Source organism: Methylobacterium sp. A52T, assembly GCF_053346095.1.
In genome coordinates this window covers 1-17,276 of sequence record NZ_JBKFBI010000137.1, presented here as the reverse complement: position 1 = coordinate 17,276, position 17,276 = coordinate 1, and the positions used below count along the sequence as shown (strand labels likewise).

Here is a 17,276-nt window from a genome sequence, read left to right as displayed (position 1 = left end):
GACAGTTCGGTCCCTATCTGCCGTGGGTGTAGGAGGTTTGAGAGGCTTTGTCCCTAGTACGAGAGGACCGGGATGAACGTACCTCTGGTGGAGCTGTTGTCGCGCCAGCGGCAGTGCAGCATAGCTATGTACGGACGGGATAACCGCTGAAGGCATCTAAGCGGGAAACCCCCCTCGAAACGAGACCTCCCTTGAGGGCCGTGGAAGACGACCACGTCGATAGGCCGGGGGTGCAAGCGCGGCGACGCGTTGAGCCGACCGGTACTAATCGCCCGACAGGCTTGATCGCTCCCGTGATCCGTGTCCGGACTGGCTCGGCAGCCGCAAGGCTGGCGAAGCCAGAGACACACGAAACAAGAAGACCCGCAGCGGATCCGCTGCCTGCTTGCCGAACACAGCACGCGCCGTCGCAGCACCCTGCGCCGCCAAGTGCCAAACGAATTGCGATGCGCCGGTCTGGTGGCCTGAGCGGCGTGCCCAGAACCCGATCCCATCTCGAACTCGGCCGTTAAACACGCCAGCGCCTATGGTACTGTGTCTCAAGACACGGGAGAGTCGGTCGCCGCCAGACCCGCCCATCGCAATCAACACACGTTCCCTCAGCACGAACACCGATCCGGCCCCCGGACACGCCGCACGCTCACAAGAGCCCGCACTGCGTGCCATCGGTCGCTCCACACGCCCCGTGCGAGTTCTCGCAGCCTCGGCACCTTCGGTGACGGGCGTTCGCGCGTGCGATCGGCCGCAAGGTCATCCCGATCAGCCGAGAGATCGCGCGCAACCGCGAAAGCGGTTCCCCACGTCGCGCGAGCGCTGACTGATCCCGGACCCCGACTCGTCGATCCGAACGCCTCAGCCGCTCGTCGTTCGCTCGGCAACGACGGCCGCGCTGTGCCGAAGGCGTGGCCTTGAGAGCTGTACAGCAAACTTCTATTATGATGCCGCTGTACAATGCCTCTGGTCAGTGCGGAATCGAGCATCGCATGCCGTGCCATCCGGACACGCGCTCACGGTCGTTCCCCGGTGGGGTCGCTGGATCGCCGTCCCTCAGGGCTGATGGCGGGCCAGAGTGTCCGCCTGCCGCGTCCGGCCCCGACGGAACCCATCTGCGTCGTCCGCACTCAGGGGATCTCAATGCGGCGGCCGATCTGGATCCAGCGTTCGACGCGGACCGTTTCCGGGCAGCCCTCGTGCAGTTGCTGCCCGACCTGAAGCGATTCGCGGGGTCGATGGCGAAGACGGCCGATCAGGTCGAGGACTTGGTTCAAGAGACGCTGCTCACGGCTTGGCTGCGTCAGGATCGCTTTCGTCCTCGCAGCCATCTTCGCGCTTGGACATTCACCATCATGCGGAGCAGCCTCTCGCCATCAAAGCGTGTGACAGCGGATCCGACGGAGGTCGGCAACGCTGCATCCGGCAGGCGACGCATCGACCCTGACCGGTGAAGCGGCAGAGCGTTCTCGCAGGAAGAATGGCGACGACCACGTCCTCTGACGCGGCGGTGCTGGATGTGGCGACGCCGATCATCGACGCGCGCTCTGCTGCGTGTGCCGAGATATGAACCGCTCTTCGTCAGATCGAGTGCTTCGCGCTCCCCGGTCGAGCGACACCGTCGAGAACCCAAGAGGGTGCCTGCCGTTCGCGGATCCTCGGTTTCCCGTCAGGTGTGGAGGTCGAAGTGGTGGGCGTGGGCGCCGTGATCTGAAATCCCGATCAGGCCGACGTCTCCGTGGACGCCACTGTCCGCGGGTGCGTGGCTCGATCCGGCCGGTGAGCCGGGTTTGCTGTCGGACGCGAATTCGATGGTGCCGTTCGGGCCGATACTGGCTACCGGTCTCGGACCGTGATTGCCCCCACTCGTCGGGGAACTCGGCTCGCCTGACGGTTCTTGATCACGGCTCACGCCGGTCGAGCCGCCCGACCCCTGCCGGGAGAGCGACTGGTCTGACGCCACCGGGTTGCCGACGTTCGCGGCCGCACCGGCAGTGTCGTGACCTGTGTGGTGCGGGCCCGCGTCGAGGTTCGGGGGATTGGGATCCGCCTCGACCGCTCGATCCTGCGTGCCGCTCGGCGAGGCGCCTGCGTTCCGACCGGTCGCCGTGTTGGGGCCGTCCGAGTTCCGCAGATGCGGTTCGGTCTCTCGGGCGTGATCCGCAGCCTCGCCGCTGCGGCCGGGGCCTTCGGCGGTCTGAGCATGGCCCGGATCGTCCGCTCGCACCCGCGCCAGCGCGCTGGCTGACGGAGCGGCTGGGTCCGCGTCGGAAGCCGCGCTGTGGACGGCGGGACCCTGTGTGTGCGGTCCATTGTCTTGGAGGTGCCCGGGCGGCTCTCCGCTTCGATCGTCCTGCCCGTGCCCTGCATCGGCAGCGCGCGCCTGCGCACCAGCTGACGGCGGACCTGGGTCCGCGTCGGTGGCCGAGCCGTGACCGCGGCTATCCTGTACGGGTGGTGCCGTATCGTGAAGATGTCCCGGCGCCTCGGCGCTCCGTCCAGGTGGTGCGCCGGCCTGCGCGTGACCGGGATCAGCAACATCCGCCTGCGTCTGCGCGCTCGCCGATGGTTGGACCGGATCCGCGTCGGTGGCCGAGCCATGACCGCCCGCATCCCGGGCGTGCGGTGCCGTGTCTTGGACATGTTCCGGCGCCACTGCGCTCCGAACCGATCCCTCGCTAGCCTGCCTGTGATCCGGTTCGGCGGCTCTGGCCTCGACCTGCAGGCTGGCTGCCGGTGCTGAGGGGGTGGGATCGGTGGCCGTGCCGTGGCTGCCGGCATCCTGTGCGTGCGCTGCCGGGCCCTGGAGATGCCCCGGTGCCTCGGCGCTCCGGCCGGGGCCTTCGCCGGCCGCATGCTCAGCCACCGCGCCGCTCGACTGCACGGTGGCTGAGGGACGCGCTGATTGCGTGCCGGTGTCCGTGCCCTGACCGTCGTTGTCCTGGGCGTGCGGCGCCGAGCCCCGGAGATGGCCCGGCGCATCGGCACTCCGGCCGGGACCTTCGCCGGCCCGCGTCCGGCCTGGATCGGACGTGCTTGTCTGAGCCTGCACGATACCCGGTGGTTGATCCGGACTCGCGACCCCGGCCGTGTCCAGTGGAGCGGCCGCCGCCTCTCTGAGATGGCCCGGCGCATCGGCGCTCCCGCCAGGCCCGTCGCCATCTTGACCGCGGCCTTGATCGGTGGCGTCCCCCCGGAGCTGCGTGAGGCCCGCTGCTGGACGCAGGCCCGGATCGGACGCCGCGCTGGGGCCGCCGGCGACCCCGTGCTTCACCCGTTCGGATGCACCTGCGCCGACGCCGGAAGGATCCGCATCCGCGACCGCGTCGTGCCGTCCGCTTGCCTCCCGCGAGACGCCCATTCGCAGACCGTTGTCCGGGCTACCGGAGCGCTCCTCGACCGGGAGTTGCGCGTGTCTCAACTCGGGCTGTGCCGCGGCGTTGAGCCCGTTGACCGGGGCTGGCGGAGCTTCGGATGCCGCGTGCCCGGTCGTCGGGGTCACGCTCTGGGCCAGCGATGTCGCCTCACCGGTCGCGCTCGACGACGGGGCTCCCTGTTCCTGTGCCGCGGCGTCCCCCGATGGTGCGGCTCCGCCGTCCGATCTGGCATCCGGAGACGACGATGAACCCGCTGCGAGGGCTGGGCCCACCTCGGCGCCCCGTGCCAGCGGCTGAAATCCGGATTCCGCGCCTGCCCGGGTCGGTCCATGGCCTAAGGCCGGATCTCTGAGGCCGATGAGCCCGAAATCGGCGGCGTCAGATCGGGCGGAAGCGACCGCCGCCGACTCGGCCGTCACGAGACCGGCTGCGCCGCTCGCGGGACCTTCGTGGCGGCCGGTGCCGAGCGGTCCTTCCGATTGGACGGGGCTCGCCGCTCCACCCGTCGTCGGCGACAGGCTGCCCTGGTCGCCGGGGACGGCGCTAATGGCGCCCCGCGCGCCGAGGTATGATGTGGCCTCGATACCCTGTGCGGGGTGGTCGACGAGGGCATCCGCGGCGAAGACCATGGCCGAGAACACGATCAGCCCGACCTGCTTACGGTGGCTGTCGCGCTCATCGGTATCGCCCGTGTCGCGCGCTTCGGACGGCCCGTGCTGTTGCGCGTGGCCCGCGTGAGGGGGCTGCGCCTCGCTCTCGGTCGATCGCTCCCCGTCATCCGCGCGGGCGTCGTCGGGCGACAGGCTCAGGGCCGCAGCCGCGACGAGAGCCGCGAGCAGCGCCGCCGGGTGAACCGAGAGCTTCGTCCCGCGGGCATCCTGCGGGATCGGGAGAAGCTCGGGATAGCGTCGGGCGATCTCGTTGATGAGGGCGCGGAAGTCGCTGCCTCGCATCGGGCTGTCCAAGACATCGGACGCGATGACGTAGCTGCCGTCGATCCTGGCGAAATGCATGACGGCGTCGCCATCCGGCCGGCAGAAGACGAACCAGGGATCCGCCTCGTCGCTCAGGCCCTGCTCGCTGCCGATCTGCAGGCCGGCTCGGATCAGCGCGGCCTCGACGCGGTAGAATTCCGCGAGCTCCTGCTGCGACCAGCCGCCCTGGCACGTCGTTGCGGGTCGGAAGAACGAGATGACCGCGCCCATCGGGACCTCACGTCCGCACAGTGACTGAGAAGCGGACTCTATCGTTCATGGAAACTGCGTCCCAGAGCATCGAAGAACGGCGCCACCAGATAGTCGAGCGCCGTGCGCTCGCCGGCCGAGACGACGACCTCGGCGGGCAGGCCCGCCAGGAGGCGTGGTCGTACGTCGTCCGGGAGTTGATGGTCGTCGATCTCCACGGTGCCGGCGAAATAGGCCTGCTTGGTGCCGTCGTCGATCAGGCGGTCGCGGGACACCATCGTCAACGTCCCGAAGATCGCCGACATGCGGCGCGTCTGAAAAGCCGGAAACTTCACCTCGGCCCGCATGCCGGCATGAACCGCCTCGAGATCGTTCGGCGCGAACTGCACGCTGATCACGAGCCGGTCGGTCGTCGGAACGATCTCCATCAGCGGCTCGCCCGAGCGGACCACTTGGCCGATCGTGTAGACCTTCAATCCCTGGATGACGCCCTGGTGCGACGCCCGGACCTCGTGCCGACGGAGGACATCCCGGGCCACGATGAGTTTCTCGCGCAGTTCGGCGATCTTCTGGCGCGTGTCGAGGAGCTGCGCGGTCAGCGATTCCTGCAGCTTCTGCTTGAGCTGCGCGGTCTGCATCCCCGCCTCGTTGATGCCGTTCTGCGCCTTGGCGGTCTCCGCCACGGACCGTCCGATCACGCCTCGGAGGCGCGCGTGCTCGCGCTCCATCATCAGAACGCGCGCGAGCGGGATGAGGTTCTTCTCCCGGAGGCCGCGCAGGCCCTCCAGCTCCTGCTGGATCAGGGCGACCTGCTGCTCGCCCGAGGCCCTCTCGACCGCCAGCCCGGAAATCTCCGTCTTCAGCTGCGTGACCCGCGCCTCGATGAGGCCGAGCTGCGCCTGGAAGGACGCGCGGCGCTCCGACAGCTGGCTGGCCTGGTCGTCGATCAGGCCGGCGACGGCCGGCTCGGCGCGCCGCTCCGCGATCTCCGGCGGCAGGAGCAGATCCTGCGCCTGGCCCTGCTCCGCGCGGAGGCGCGCTTCGAGGATCAGGGCCCCGTCGAGCTGGCCGCGGAGCAGATCGTTGCTGGCTCGCGACTGCACGGGATCGATGCGGAGCAGGACATCGCCCGCGCGAACCGCCTGGCCGTCCCGGACCAGCACCTCCTGGACGATGCCGCCTTCGAGGTGCTGCACCACTTTGCGGCTGCCTTCCGCGACCACCACCCCGGGACTGATGACCGCCCGATCGAGGCGCGCGACGGCGGCCCAGGTGCCGACCACCCCGAACGTCGCGACGATGAGCGCGTAGCCGGCGACGGCGTACGCGCGCCAGTTCGTCAGGTCGGCGGGCCCCGACCGGTCCCGATCGGACCTTCTTCGCACGGTTGACGGGCTCGGGATCGCGGCGCGCGTGACGGTCATCGCTTATCCTGCGCTCCGCTGTTCGTCGGAGCCGCGGCGGGTCTGGGATGCCGCGGGGCCGACGGGCGGCACCAGGGTCGGGACCGGCCGCTGGCCGGTGACGTGGGCGAGGACCTGCTCGGGCGTGCCGGAGAGCTGCACGCGGCCCTCGCTCATGAGCAGGATACGGTCGGCCTCCTCCAGCAGGCTCACCTTGTGGGTCACCAGCACCACCGTCGTCCCGGATCGCTTCAGGTCCGCGATGGCGCGCATCAGCGCGGCCTCGCCGGGCTGGTCGAGACTCGCATTGGGCTCGTCGAGCACGACCAGACTCGGCTCGCCGTAGAGCGCGCGGGCCAGAGCGATGCGCTGCCGCTGACCGCCCGACAGCCCGTGTCCCCCTCGCCCGATCACCGTATTGTAGCCCTCCGGAAGCGACTGGATCAGCGCGTGACAGCCAGCCCGCTGGGCAACCTCGATGACGCGCGCGTCGTCCCGGTCGGCGAAGCGCGCGATGTTCTGCGCGACGGTCCCGTCGAACAGCTCGACGTCCTGAGGCAGGTAACCGACATGCTGCCCGAGCAGGGCCCTGTCCCAGTGGTTCAGGTCGGCCCCGTCGATGCGCACCGTGCCTTCCAGCAAGGGCCAGACCCCGGTGAGCGCACGAACGAGCGTCGATTTGCCGGCGGCACTCGGGCCGATGATCCCCACGACGCTGCCGGGCTCGAGCCGGACGCTCACTGCCTTGAGGATGGGGCGCGTCGCGCCGGGGGCCGCCACCGAGATGTCTTCGGCCTCGATCAGGCCGCGCGGCCGCGGCAGGACGAGGCGGCGCGTCTCCGAGCCTGCGACCGCCACGAGATCGGCCAATCGCCGATAGCTCGCCCGCGCCGCCGTGAAGCCCTTCCAGTTGCCGACGACGGCCTCGATCGGCGCGAGGGTGCGGCCGATGATGATGGACGCGGCGATCATCGACCCGGCCGAGATCTCGCGGTGAATCGCCAGATACGCGCCGATGCCCAGCACCAGGGTCTGCAGCAGCATGCGGACGAACTTCGTGGCCGCGACGATCAGGCCCGCGCGATCGCTGGCCCGCGCCTGGAGGAGCAGGACGTCGTCGTGGCGGCGCCCCCAGAGCCCGCGCATGGACGCGACCATGCCCATGGCCTGCAGCACCTCCCCATTCAGAAAGACCGTGGCTGCGCTCTGCCCCGCTTCGCGCGAGGCCTGACTGGCGGCGTCGAGCGTCCGACGGGTGGCGACCTCGTTGAGCAGCGTGAGGCCGAGGATCGTGCCGCCGCCCACCAGCGCCATCCAGCCGAACCAGGGATGGAGGATGAAGCAGGCGAGCAGGAAGATCGGTATCCAGGGCAGATCGCAGAACGCCAGCATGCCGGCGCCGGTCAGGAACTCCCGCAGGACGTCCACGTCGCGCAGCGCCGTATCGTGCTGCGCGCCGGGCCTGAGCAAGGTGCCGCGATGGGCGGCATCGAAGATCGGCGTGGCGATTTTCTGATCGAACACCACACCGCCGCGCACCAGGAGGCGGGCGCGCAGCATCTCCAGCATCGCGTAGACGGCCAGGCCGAACGCCGCGATCAGCGTGATCCCCGCCAGGGTCGTCTCACTCCGGCTGGGGATCACGCGGTCGTAGATCTGCAGCATGTAGAGCGGGCTGACGAACAGCAGCAGATTGATGAAGAGCCCGAACACCACGGCGGTCGCCAGGACCGGCCGGAGCGAGCGCAGGCCAATGGTCAATGCCGATTGCAGCGAAGGATCGCCCATTCTACCCTCTTCCTGCGATCGATCGGCACGATCGGCGATTCCCGGTGGTTCAGGTCCCGTGCTGCTCGCGTCGGTGACCCGCGGGCGCTCAGATCCGCGAGCGGCAATCGTACGTGCAATTCTCGACTTTCATGGGCCGCTATCCAGAGACATGCACCGGTAGTGGGGCATCCGGCGCCATTCTCCAAATCGTTCCTTACGGGATGATAGCGCTATTCAGGTAGCTGCCAAGCAACGGGATCCGTTCGGGGACGACGCGGGGACGACGGTTGCCGCCGCGCATCTGGACAGCGCAGCTCCGTGCCAGCTATATGATGTTTGCTGTATAAGCGCCGCGCCGAGTGGCTTCGGTCGGCAGGAAGGCGAAACCCCGTGTATGCCCATCAGCAACGCCTGGATTCCGAGGAGGTGCTGGAGCTGCGTCGGGAGGGGGGACGGTATCTGAAGGAACTGCGGGAGGCGCGCGGCCTGTCGCAACGACAGCTCGCAGCTCTTGTCGGTGCGGATTACTACACCTTCATCTCGCAGCTGGAGACCGGGCGCGGTCGTATTCCTCCGGATCGGTACCGCGCGTGGGCCGAGGCGCTGGCGATCGAGCCGAGAGTGTTCGTCCGGAACGTGATGCGCTTCTACGACCCGATCACCCACGAGATCCTGTTCGGCGATCGGCGCGCGAAGCCCGAGGGCAACGAGCCTTAGGCCGTCGACGCTCCCCGAGCCCGGATCGTTCGGATGCGCGGGGCGCGCGGGACGGCCCCAGCCTGAAGACGACCGCCCGCGCAGCTCAGGAGCTGGAGTGATCCGCACCGTCCACCGTCTGTGATCCGAGGGGCGACGGGTCGTCAGACGTCACGTCGACAGCCGATACGGGCGCGCCGATCGCCGCCATCAGCATTCGCAATCCCTCGATCCACGTATCGGCCTCGGTCCGCGAGATGCACCCGCTGCGGCGGAAAATTTTGCCGGACTCGAGCTTGACCACAACGTCGAAGCGGCCGTCCGGCCTGTCGGTGATCCAGTATTCGACATTCTGAGGCATCGACGCTGCCCAATAGATCCTCACCTAGCCGGCAACCGCCGCACCGCGCACGCAGCTCGCAGTCTGACGGCGAACGTGCGCCTCTCGCCGATGTGACTCGTACACCTCGGTCCGTTGTTCCTCGCTCGGCCTCAGACCACGTCGGGGTTCACCTCCGCGCGCGATGATCTTCGGTTCCTTCTCGGTTCAACATGGCCGCCCTCAGGGACGGGAGCGAGCCCCAACGCGTAGGCCGCAGAGAACGATCCGCCGCTTGCGGGGTTAGATGTTCACTGTACAGTCAGGTGGCGGGTTCTATCTGGAGGGGTGGACGCTCGATGACGCGCGTGGTCGGGCCACTCCCGCGGATGGCCCGCTGCAGATCGCCGGTTCGTCAGGCGGAGTTCACGGCGGCCCGAGATCGGTTCGTGCGGCGAGCGCTTTGAGAGGACGTGAGTTGACGGACACGCTGGTTGCTCAAGACGGCGGAGTCGATCGGCCGAGCCGACAGGGCCCTCCGGAACCCGCGATTCTGCCCACCGGTGTGCGGGATCATCTCGGCCTGCAGCTGCGCGCCGCCTACGAGGCCGTGACACGGGCACAGACACCGCCGCGTCTGCTGGACCTCGTCGCGCGGCTCGATGCAGCGCTGGAGGGGCCGCGCCAGGACGATGCCACCGCGTTTCGCGAGGGCCTGACCGAAACGCTGCCCGGCCTGCGCGCCTTCGCCCTCTCGCTCGTCGGCGATGCCTCGCGCGCCGACGATCTGGTCCAGGAGACTGTGCTCCGTGCCTGGGCGCGCCAGGACCTGTTCATCCCGGGTTCGAACCTGAAGGCGTGGCTCTGCACCATCCTGCGCAACCAGTTCTACACCGAGTGCCGCAAGCGAAAGCGCGAGATCGAGGACGTGAACGGTGCCGCCGCGGCGCAGCTCACGGCGCCCGCAGCCCAGGAGCACGGGTCCGATCTGCAGATCGTCTGGTCCCATATCGGCAAGCTGCCGGAGCTGCAGCGTGAGGCCCTGCTCCTCGTGGGTGCCCAAGGCCTGACCTACGAGGCCGCCGCGGAGGTGATGGGCTGTCAGACCGGGACCGTGAAGAGCCGGGTGAGCCGCGCGCGGGCCTTGCTCGTCGCGCATCTCGCCTGAGACGGGCATCCCGACCGAGGGCGGATCTTCTACGCTCGACGGCCCCGGTATGGCTGAGACAGGTGCCACCCACGCCCCGCCCTAGCGGCATGTCCCGCTAGCGGCCTGTCCCGACGGGCGGCGACCTGGGAACGGTCCCGCGGTCCTGGCCGGAGCCGAACCTCGACGGCTCGACGATCCTTGTCGGACGGATGGCCCCGGCAGAGAGACGAGGTCGGGCGCGACGCGAAGGCTGGGGAAAGGCCGGGCGAAGGCCGGCAAAGCGATCTCCGCCCCTATCGCGCCCGCGTAGGCGACGCGGGACGCCCCTCCCCCATCGCGCTTCAAGTCGCACGGGCGTGTCGCGAGCAGCGACTGCACCACGCGGCCGCCAACGTCGATGGACAACGCCGCGGTTCAGCCCCGCGCTTCGGCAAGGTTCGGGCCCGTCTCGGTCGCGGCCGCCGCCAGCTGGCCGCTCGTCCCGATCCAAGCCAGAGGTCATCCCCGGGCACCTCGACGGGCGCTCTGCCGCCAGGCGCCGCCCGTGTCGCACGAAGGTCGGCGTGGCGTCACCGACCAGTGGGCAGTGCCGCGTCCCGCGTCCTCGCCGCGGAGGCTCTCGGCGCGGTCTCCGGTGCCGCCGCGGAACAGGTCGCCCTTAACAAAACCACCCATCCCCGTACGAATCCGGGCCGCCGCTGGACTCACTTTGCAGAATCGGTCCACATGAACAGTCACGTTGGCAGAATCGGGCGGGGACCGATGACCGCAGAGGAACGGCTGGCTGAGCTGAAGGCGGCGGACACGCGCCGTCAGACACGTCGAAGGGAGGCCCTGAAGCAGAAGGGCATGACCCAGCAGAACGTGTGGCTGAAGCCGTCGGTCAAGGCCGTCATCGACCAGGCGATCCAGAACGGTCGGTTCAGGAGCCGTACCGAGGCGATCGAGTGGGCGCTCGCGTCTGCCTTCGAGGAGAAGTCGGCATGATGTAACGGGCAAAGCAGAAGGCCCCGAGGCGGGAACCTCGAGGCCTTTGGACCTGACATACCCTGGGATGGGGCGCGACAGGCGATTCGCACCCCCTTTATGCCCCCTCCCCCAGGCCGTCGTCAAGAACACCCTTCGGGGTGAACGGTCCCGCTTTGCCTCCTGAGAGGAGGCGGACGAGGTGGAGACAGTTCATTCCGGTGGCCGGCCGCTCACGCGCGCCGCGCTCGCCGGCCGGAGACGTGCGCTCGAAGACGGGCGGACGGTCTCGCGCAGGGAGCTCTCGGCCGCGGGCCGGGACGCGGCCAAGGCCCTGAACCTGCGCCCTGCCCTGCGTTCGATCCTCTCGGCGCTCTGCGCCGTGTGGGGTGAGCAGGATTGGGAACGCCTGGTGGTGTGGCCCTCGAACGAGCACCTGTGCGGGATGACCGGGCTGTCGGAGCGCGCGCTCCGCTACGGCCTGCGCGACCTCGTTGCCCTGGAGGTCATCACGCCCCGGGACAGCGCGAACGGCAAGCGTTTCGCCATTCGCGGGCCGGGCGGCGCCGTCATCGACGCGTACGGTTTCGACCTGACTCCCATCGTCGCCCGGAAGGGAGAATGGGCGACCGCGATCATGGAAGCGACCGCGAGGGACGCTCAGCGAGGCCGCGCGTTCGATCTCCTGACCGTTCGTCGCCGCGCGGTGTCAGAGGCCCTCGCCGTCCTGCGCGCCCGCTTCCCGGCGACGGACGCCGCCGATCTGCTCGCGGCGCAGGAGGCCCTGGAGCGCGGCACGCCGAGGAGACGCGCTTCCGGCGCGGACCCCGACGTCGTTCTCGACGCCTGGGGAGAACTGCAAGTCATGGCGGAGGATCGCTTCTATCAAGCCGCCTCTGCCGGCAATTCCAGCCGTCACTCAGAACAAGACACCGGATCTCCTACCGATCCTTGTGCAAGGGCTCCCGAGAAGGAGCCTGAGCCGACCCGTGGGCTCGAACCGTCACTCGTCGCGGCTGCTTGCCCTGTCGCTGCCGAATTCGGCGTCACCCTCAGGACGGAAGCGGATGTCATGGAGATCGGCCGGCTGATGCGGGGCGGGATCGGCGCGCATCCGTCGGCCTGGGGCGAGGCGTGCGAAGCCCTCGGCCCGTTCCGGGCCTCGGTGCTCGTGCTGATCGTCGCGCAGCTCCACGACGACGACGTGCGCCGGGGTGAGATCCGCATCAAGAACCCAGGCGGCTACTTCAGGCAGCTCGTCCGCCTGTGCTCCGAAGGTCGCTACGGGCTCGAAGCCGAGCTCATGGCGATGCGCAGGAGGAAGATGACGTGACCTTGGGCGAACGTCACCCGCCCCGGACCGCGGAGCCCTGCAGATGCGCCACGCCGCGGCAGCGAATCCGGGCACCCGGATCCTGACCGATGTAGGTAGCCTCCGGATCCCGGAACTCACGCTACGCTTGCGCGGCCGTTGAACATGGGAGGCTTGCGGTGAAGGTGTTTCAGATCCGGCACGAGGTGACGGGCGCCATCCTCTGGACGGGCTCGGCGCCTGACCCGCTCGCTGCCCTCGACGCCATGGCGCACGAGGCGGGGTATTACGATCATTCCGACATCCCCGACCATCTCCGGGCCGGTGGACTCGCCATCGAGGAGATCCGGGTCTAGCGCGCCGACAGCCACGCGAAGAGTCCGATCCCTGCCGGCGCCGGTCAGGCGCTCTCGCTTCACCGAAGACCGCTACGGTGACGTGTCGGTGAGCGATACCGTATTGGTCGGCGCCTGCAGCGCCGTTCCCCCAGGAGGCCGAGCAGGTTCCGCGGCACCCGGCGCTCTCGGTGCAGAGGGGTTCGGCGCGTGATCGCCCCGAATCCGGTCCCCATCGGACAGGTTTGCGTGGGACGCAATCGGGGTCCGCTGCGTTACTGCGGCGACGAAGTGTGGAGATCCAGGATGGCAGACGCCGTCGCGTCGCAACGCGCTGTGCTGATCGTCGAGGACAATCCCGTGCAACTCATGGATGCGGCTGCAGCCCTTCGCGACGCGGGATACGAGGTCGCGGAGGCCGCCACTGTCGAAGCCGCCCAGGCTCATCTGGCGGCCCGTCCCGAACTTGTGGCCATGGTCGCGGACGTGGACTTGGCAGGCGAGCCCTTGAGTGGCTTCACCCTGGCCAAAGCCGTCGCGGCGCGCTGGCCCGAACTGGCGATCCTGATCGTGTCGGGAGTGGCTTGGCCGGCCGAGGAGCAGATGCCGATGGGCGCTCGCTACCTGCGCAAACCGTTCTCCCCGGAGACGCTGGCCGGCGCACTGGGGGCTGTGCTGGCGGCGCGGGGCGTAGGGTCCGTGCCGCATTGACGGTGCCCAGCCTAACGCGCGTCGGCCCGGGAGAGCCGGGCCGACGACGACGGGGCGTATCACGGCGAGGTTCAGGTCCCGCTGTCGCCGGCGCTGGCGTCGTCGCTACCGTCGAGCAGCCAGTCCGGTATCCCAGGAAGCACTTCCCCGGCGACCTCGCCGGCGGTCTTCAGGGCCCGCTCCACTTTCGCTTCCGAGTACTCGCCGCGGACCTCGGCGAACAGCTCGCGCGCCAGACGGTCCAGCTCCTCGTCCGAGAGCGTCTGGTCTGGCTCGTCCCTCATGCGTGCAGGCCCCCCAAGCATCGGCCGTCCTGCGCCACCCACCGTGTCACGGGGCGGGGGAGCGTCCGGTGTCACCACCCGTGAGCCGATACGCAACGCGGCCCGCCATCACGGTGCCTGGGCCCGGTTAGGGGATCGTCACCGGCGGGGAACCGAAGATGTCCCAGGCTGACGCTGCCGCCGCCGATCCTTCCGTCGCGGTGATCGGCCTGCAGCCTCAGTCCACGCCGCAGGCGAGGAGATCGCGCCTGCGCTGCTCGGACGTCTCTCGGGCCTCGTCCTGCCAGCTGGCCTCTGGCGGGTCTCGGTCGGCCTTCACCGGTCGCTCGCCGGGCAGGTACAGACTGCGGGGATCACCGGGCAACGCGCCCGTCGTCTCGGGGTCCCGGTCGCAATCCCGAGCCGGCTGATCAGCCAGGGCGAGCGCGGGACCCGCCCACACGACGACGGCCACGGCGAACGCGAGCAACTTTCTCATGGGGGTCCCGATGGGCCAGGCCCGGCGCATGTACCGCGTCGCCGGTAGGGCCGGAGGGCTTAACGGCGGTTCGCGATGGTCGCCACACCCGTGCCGGCACGGCAGACATGCGTGACCGTCGGCGCAGATCGATCGGCGCCCGGCGACGATTTCCGCGTCGCTGGCACCGAGGCGCGGCGGCCAGGGCGTGGTATCCGGGCTGCCGCGTGCCCGTCGCTCCGCTCGCGGCCACGCCGGTCAAGGCTCGAACCGAGGAGCCTCCACTGCGCCCCCACTGCGCCCCCGCGCGGACATGAATGGCCGAATCCGCCCTGTCGGAACGGTCAGGCCTGTCGCATCTCCGTGTCGCTGCCGGACGGCAGAAGCTCGGACCGGCGCGCGTGAGCGACGCCGACCAGCAGGATGAGAAGCACGAGGGCGGGAAGCGGCATCAGAACGGGGTCGCCCGCGAGGAGATGGCTGCCGACCGCGCCGGCCATGAGCACGGCGAGCAGACAGGCGCCGAGGGCGACGCAACCGGGCGTCCAGAGGAGCACCGCGCCGAGGAGTTGCAGGGCGCCGACCACGTCCATGAACCACAGCGGGTAGCCGAAGCGGACGAAGCCCTCGACCTCGAACGGCACAGCGGCGAACTTCATGCCGGCGGCCACCAGGAACACCGCGCTCAACAGGCCTCGCAGCGCCACGCTGCCGACACTCCGCCTATCCTGAACCCGAGCCATCCCCACACCCCTCTCAGCAGGCATTACTCTCGGCGGCTCACACGAAGTGCGTCGGCAGCGCCGCGGTCAGGGCGAACTGGAGGACGGCGAGCGCCAAGCCAGTCACCATCGACCAAGCCACGATGTGGTCGGTGACGGTCATGCCCTTGGTCATCATCTTGGTGGCCATCGGTGGTTGCCTCATCCGTGCAGCCGGGGATCGGCTGTCTCAGGACGGTCATATGGCCAAGCTGGATTGCGCCCTTATTGCTTCGATTATTGCGTTGGATTGCGCCAAATCAGTTGAGACGCCGTTCTCGGTGAGCGATCCACGGCGCCACGCGCGATCGCCGGCACGCCTCCGGGATGCGCCGCGCCGCCGCGGCCGCGCGGCGACCGACAGCCGCCGGCCACATCGTCGGCTAGATCATCGGGGTGGGGCCGTCCCAGCCCACGCCGGCCCGGAGCGCCGTCAGTTTGTCGCCGTCCCGCTCGGCGATGACCAAGGCCTTCGCGTCGGGACGGATCGCCGACGGATCGACTGGCTCATAGGCGACGATCGGTGTCTCAGGCGCCGCCGCCACGGTCTCCGACGCGCCGCCCCCGTAAACCTCCGCGGCGGGGACGCGACAACCCGGAAAGACGGGCGCGGCGCTGTGCGACGCCTGGAGTCCAGCCCGCCCGTCCGCGGGCGCGACGACGGTGCTGTCGGGAGGACGCTGCCGATTCAGGCGTCCGCGTCGGCGCGTCGGTCCCACGCGTCGAGACGCGACGGCGTCATCGGTGCCGCAGCGGCGATCCCGAGCCGGGTCGCGGCAGCCACAGCGGCGACGATGAGGCCGATGAAGAGCAATGGTTCGACCATGGCCGTGCCCTCAGCTATGGGCCCGCGCGGCGAGATGGCGGCGCGCCGAACGGTGGCGGGCACGCGCATTGTGCTGCCGCCGCATCTGTTCCTGGAGGATCTCGTCTTCGTGCCGAGGGAAAACTGTGATCGCGGTCGATTGCGGGATACGCAGACCGTCCTCACGCTGCGGATAGATTGGTTTCATGACCGCTCCTCCGTATTACCTACGCAGAAGCTTAACCGTTCTTTAACCGATTGCAACCCGGTGGCAGGGTCGGGTCCCGACGTGGCCGGCACGCGCGCCTTCCCTCACCAGCCCGGGCACTGGCCGCATGTCGGGCCCGACGGCTCCGGTCCCGGCAGACCCCTCGATCTCAGAGGCCGGGCGGCCGGTGATCCGGGCCGGGGAACTACCTCAGGCACGGTTGCCGCCTATGTCATCTGACCGGGAGCCGCCGTCGGACTGACTTTGATCGTGGAGGACGCAACGATGTCGCCCAAGCTGACCAAGACCATCATCGGAGCCGTGATCGCCGTCGCGCTCGCCGCTGCGGTCTCCTACGGATTCATCAGCCAGCAGACGGCCGACAAGATCCAAACTCAGGCGAACCAGACCCTGCAGACCGATCAGGCTCCGGCGAGCAACGGTCAGCAACCGCCGCCTCCGCCTCAGAACGCGATCCCGCAGGCACCCGCACAGCCGGGGGCGTCGCCGCAGAACCCCGCGCCGGCACCGCGTCAGTGAGCGAATCCGGGCGCGTCGATGGTGGACGCGCGACGTCGAGTACCCCCCGGGATCGGCCCGGCTCACTGGCATCGGGGTCGACGGCACATCCTCCCCCGTCGGCGATGACCTGAAGCCGCGGCAACGAGATCGCGGCCCTGTTCGTGCAGAAGACTTCGGAGATACGCCGGTCATCGCGGAGGTGTCCTTGGCAAAACCGTTGGCCACGCTGCTGCTCGCAGCATCCGTCTCCGTTCTGTCAGATCTGCCGGCGCGATCTCAGGTCGCGCCCGTCAACAACTGGGCTGAGTTCCGCGAGGCGATGGCGGCGTGCTGGACGGTGCCGCCCGGCACGGAGGGATCCCTGATTGCCTACCGGTTCGGCCTCGACAAGACGGGTGCCATCCGGGGCAAGCCGCTCACCACCGCGCGGCGACTGGTCGGTGACCAGGACGCGCACCGTCGCTACGAGGAGGCGGCATCGGCGGTGCTGGCACGCTGCTTCCCGCTCAAGGTGACACGGGCGTTCGGCGCGATCCTCGGCGAGAGCCCGATCTATCTGCGGTTGGTCAACACGAAGCCGACGGCCGCCTACCAGATCAACAGCAACGTGACAATCTTCGCGCCTCGCTAGAGCCGTATCCGACCATGTTGCAACGGTCGGGAAGGACGGCGAGCCCGGTCTCGCCAGCCGCGCCAGGCCCCCTCTCCCGTGCGGGAGAGGGTTGGGGTGAGGGAGGCGAAGGATCAGGACTGAACAGGCCGCCGATGCGCGTACAGGCCGCGACTCGTCCGGACTGTTCTCAGCCCTCACCCTGTCCCTCTCCCGCACGGGAGAGGGGACCTGCGCCTCGTTCGGCACGGGCTCGCCGATCGCCTGCGTCCCAACCCGATCGGGAACGGCTCTAGAGCGGTCACCGACCGGATTGAATCGTGTAGGGTTTCGGCCGCGGCGGTGATGTGATTCGATGGTCGGCTTTCCGAGGAGGAGAGCCGATGGCGTCTGCCCTGTCCGTTGATTTGCGCGA

20 protein-coding genes and 2 rRNA genes are annotated in these 17,276 nt (G+C 69.2%); 12 read left to right on the top strand and 10 right to left on the bottom strand.

Annotated features, from left to right (window positions below; genetic code table 11):
- Both ACLBYE_RS24815 and rrf read left to right on the top strand, forming a co-directional pair.
- Positions 1-289: ribosomal RNA gene (locus ACLBYE_RS24815) — 23S ribosomal RNA — on the top strand; the annotation flags it as partial.
- Between the two features lie 166 nt (positions 290-455).
- Positions 456-571, top strand: a 5S ribosomal RNA gene (gene rrf / locus ACLBYE_RS24810).
- A gap of 550 nt (positions 572-1,121) precedes the next feature.
- Here rrf and ACLBYE_RS24805 read toward each other — a convergent pair.
- Positions 1,122-1,322: a hypothetical protein gene (locus ACLBYE_RS24805; RefSeq protein ID WP_447696214.1), complete on the bottom strand. Its 201-nt coding sequence runs from the start codon at positions 1,320-1,322 to the stop codon at positions 1,122-1,124.
- Between ACLBYE_RS24805 and ACLBYE_RS24800 the strand changes: the two genes are divergently transcribed.
- The gene (locus tag ACLBYE_RS24800) at positions 1,230-1,445 is read left to right on the top strand and encodes a sigma factor (protein WP_447696213.1); all 216 of its coding nucleotides are present in this window, start codon (positions 1,230-1,232) and stop codon (positions 1,443-1,445) included. The genes ACLBYE_RS24805 and ACLBYE_RS24800 overlap by 93 nt on opposite strands.
- A 215-nt stretch (positions 1,446-1,660) precedes the next feature.
- On the opposite strand, the gene ACLBYE_RS24795 is transcribed toward ACLBYE_RS24800, so the two are convergent.
- The 3 genes from ACLBYE_RS24795 to ACLBYE_RS24785 are packed head-to-tail and all read right to left on the bottom strand — an operon-like array spanning position 1,661 to position 7,743.
- Positions 1,661-4,573: a hypothetical protein gene (locus tag ACLBYE_RS24795; RefSeq protein ID WP_447696212.1), complete on the bottom strand. Its 2,913-nt coding sequence runs from the start codon at positions 4,571-4,573 to the stop codon at positions 1,661-1,663.
- Positions 4,574-4,611: 38 nt separating this feature from the next.
- Entirely contained in the window at positions 4,612-5,976 is a 1,365-nt protein-coding gene (locus tag ACLBYE_RS24790) for an HlyD family type I secretion periplasmic adaptor subunit (protein ID WP_447696211.1), read from the bottom strand.
- Positions 5,977-5,979: 3 nt separating this feature from the next.
- Positions 5,980-7,743, bottom strand: coding sequence for a type I secretion system permease/ATPase (locus ACLBYE_RS24785; RefSeq protein WP_447696210.1), 1,764 nt, complete (start codon positions 7,741-7,743; stop codon positions 5,980-5,982).
- A gap of 372 nt (positions 7,744-8,115) precedes the next feature.
- Between ACLBYE_RS24785 and ACLBYE_RS24780 the strand changes: the two genes are divergently transcribed.
- Positions 8,116-8,442 (top strand): helix-turn-helix domain-containing protein, encoded by a 327-nt coding sequence (locus ACLBYE_RS24780; protein WP_447696209.1) that lies wholly within the window; start codon positions 8,116-8,118, stop codon positions 8,440-8,442.
- Positions 8,443-8,527: 85 nt separating this feature from the next.
- Here the strand turns inward: ACLBYE_RS24780 and ACLBYE_RS24775 are convergent, their stop codons facing one another.
- Complete coding sequence (locus ACLBYE_RS24775) at positions 8,528-8,782, bottom strand: hypothetical protein (RefSeq protein ID WP_447696208.1); 255 nt, start codon at positions 8,780-8,782, stop codon at positions 8,528-8,530.
- 436 nt (positions 8,783-9,218) lie between these two features.
- On the opposite strand from ACLBYE_RS24775, the gene ACLBYE_RS24770 reads away from it, so the two are divergent.
- The 5 genes from ACLBYE_RS24770 (at position 9,219) to ACLBYE_RS24750 (ending at position 13,214) form a co-directional block, all read left to right on the top strand.
- A complete protein-coding gene (locus ACLBYE_RS24770; RefSeq protein WP_447696207.1) occupies positions 9,219-9,908 on the top strand; it encodes a sigma-70 family RNA polymerase sigma factor in 690 nt (229 codons plus the stop codon).
- 744 nt (positions 9,909-10,652) lie between these two features.
- Positions 10,653-10,877: a hypothetical protein gene (locus ACLBYE_RS24765; RefSeq protein ID WP_020095907.1), complete on the top strand. Its 225-nt coding sequence runs from the start codon at positions 10,653-10,655 to the stop codon at positions 10,875-10,877.
- Positions 10,878-11,058: 181 nt separating this feature from the next.
- A complete protein-coding gene (repC, locus tag ACLBYE_RS24760) occupies positions 11,059-12,189 on the top strand; it encodes a plasmid replication protein RepC (RefSeq protein ID WP_447696206.1) in 1,131 nt (376 codons plus the stop codon).
- 158 nt (positions 12,190-12,347) lie between these two features.
- Positions 12,348-12,524, top strand: a complete 177-nt coding sequence (locus tag ACLBYE_RS24755; protein ID WP_020095909.1) for a hypothetical protein — start codon at positions 12,348-12,350, stop codon at positions 12,522-12,524.
- A 285-nt stretch (positions 12,525-12,809) separates the two neighbouring features.
- Positions 12,810-13,214: a response regulator gene (locus ACLBYE_RS24750; RefSeq protein ID WP_447696205.1), complete on the top strand. Its 405-nt coding sequence runs from the start codon at positions 12,810-12,812 to the stop codon at positions 13,212-13,214.
- 71 nt (positions 13,215-13,285) lie between these two features.
- On the opposite strand, the gene ACLBYE_RS24745 is transcribed toward ACLBYE_RS24750, so the two are convergent.
- The 5 genes from ACLBYE_RS24745 to ACLBYE_RS24725 form a co-directional block, all read right to left on the bottom strand.
- Positions 13,286-13,498: a hypothetical protein gene (locus tag ACLBYE_RS24745; protein WP_020095911.1), complete on the bottom strand. Its 213-nt coding sequence runs from the start codon at positions 13,496-13,498 to the stop codon at positions 13,286-13,288.
- A 217-nt stretch (positions 13,499-13,715) separates the two neighbouring features.
- Positions 13,716-13,976 (bottom strand): hypothetical protein, encoded by a 261-nt coding sequence (locus tag ACLBYE_RS24740; RefSeq protein WP_447696204.1) that lies wholly within the window; start codon positions 13,974-13,976, stop codon positions 13,716-13,718.
- A gap of 323 nt (positions 13,977-14,299) precedes the next feature.
- The gene (locus tag ACLBYE_RS24735; RefSeq protein ID WP_447696203.1) at positions 14,300-14,698 is read right to left on the bottom strand and encodes a DoxX family protein; all 399 of its coding nucleotides are present in this window, start codon (positions 14,696-14,698) and stop codon (positions 14,300-14,302) included.
- Positions 14,699-14,735: 37 nt separating this feature from the next.
- The gene (locus tag ACLBYE_RS24730; protein WP_447696202.1) at positions 14,736-14,867 is read right to left on the bottom strand and encodes a hypothetical protein; all 132 of its coding nucleotides are present in this window, start codon (positions 14,865-14,867) and stop codon (positions 14,736-14,738) included.
- Positions 14,868-15,099: 232 nt separating this feature from the next.
- On the bottom strand, positions 15,100-15,261 hold the full coding sequence (locus tag ACLBYE_RS24725) for a hypothetical protein (protein ID WP_447696201.1): 162 nt from the start codon (positions 15,259-15,261) through the stop codon (positions 15,100-15,102).
- 258 nt (positions 15,262-15,519) lie between these two features.
- Here ACLBYE_RS24725 and ACLBYE_RS24720 point away from each other — a divergent pair, with 258 nt between their 5' ends.
- The 3 genes from ACLBYE_RS24720 to ACLBYE_RS24710 all read left to right on the top strand — a co-directional run bounded on the left by ACLBYE_RS24720 (position 15,520) and on the right by ACLBYE_RS24710 (position 16,882).
- Positions 15,520-15,969, top strand: coding sequence for a hypothetical protein (locus tag ACLBYE_RS24720; protein ID WP_447696200.1), 450 nt, complete (start codon positions 15,520-15,522; stop codon positions 15,967-15,969).
- A gap of 45 nt (positions 15,970-16,014) precedes the next feature.
- Entirely contained in the window at positions 16,015-16,269 is a 255-nt protein-coding gene (locus ACLBYE_RS24715) for a hypothetical protein (protein ID WP_447696199.1), read from the top strand.
- A 187-nt stretch (positions 16,270-16,456) separates the two neighbouring features.
- Positions 16,457-16,882 carry a hypothetical protein gene (locus ACLBYE_RS24710; RefSeq protein ID WP_447696198.1) on the top strand — a complete coding sequence of 142 codons (426 nt, stop codon included), beginning with the start codon at positions 16,457-16,459 and terminating at the stop codon, positions 16,880-16,882.
- Positions 16,883-17,276: the final 394 nt, after the last annotated feature.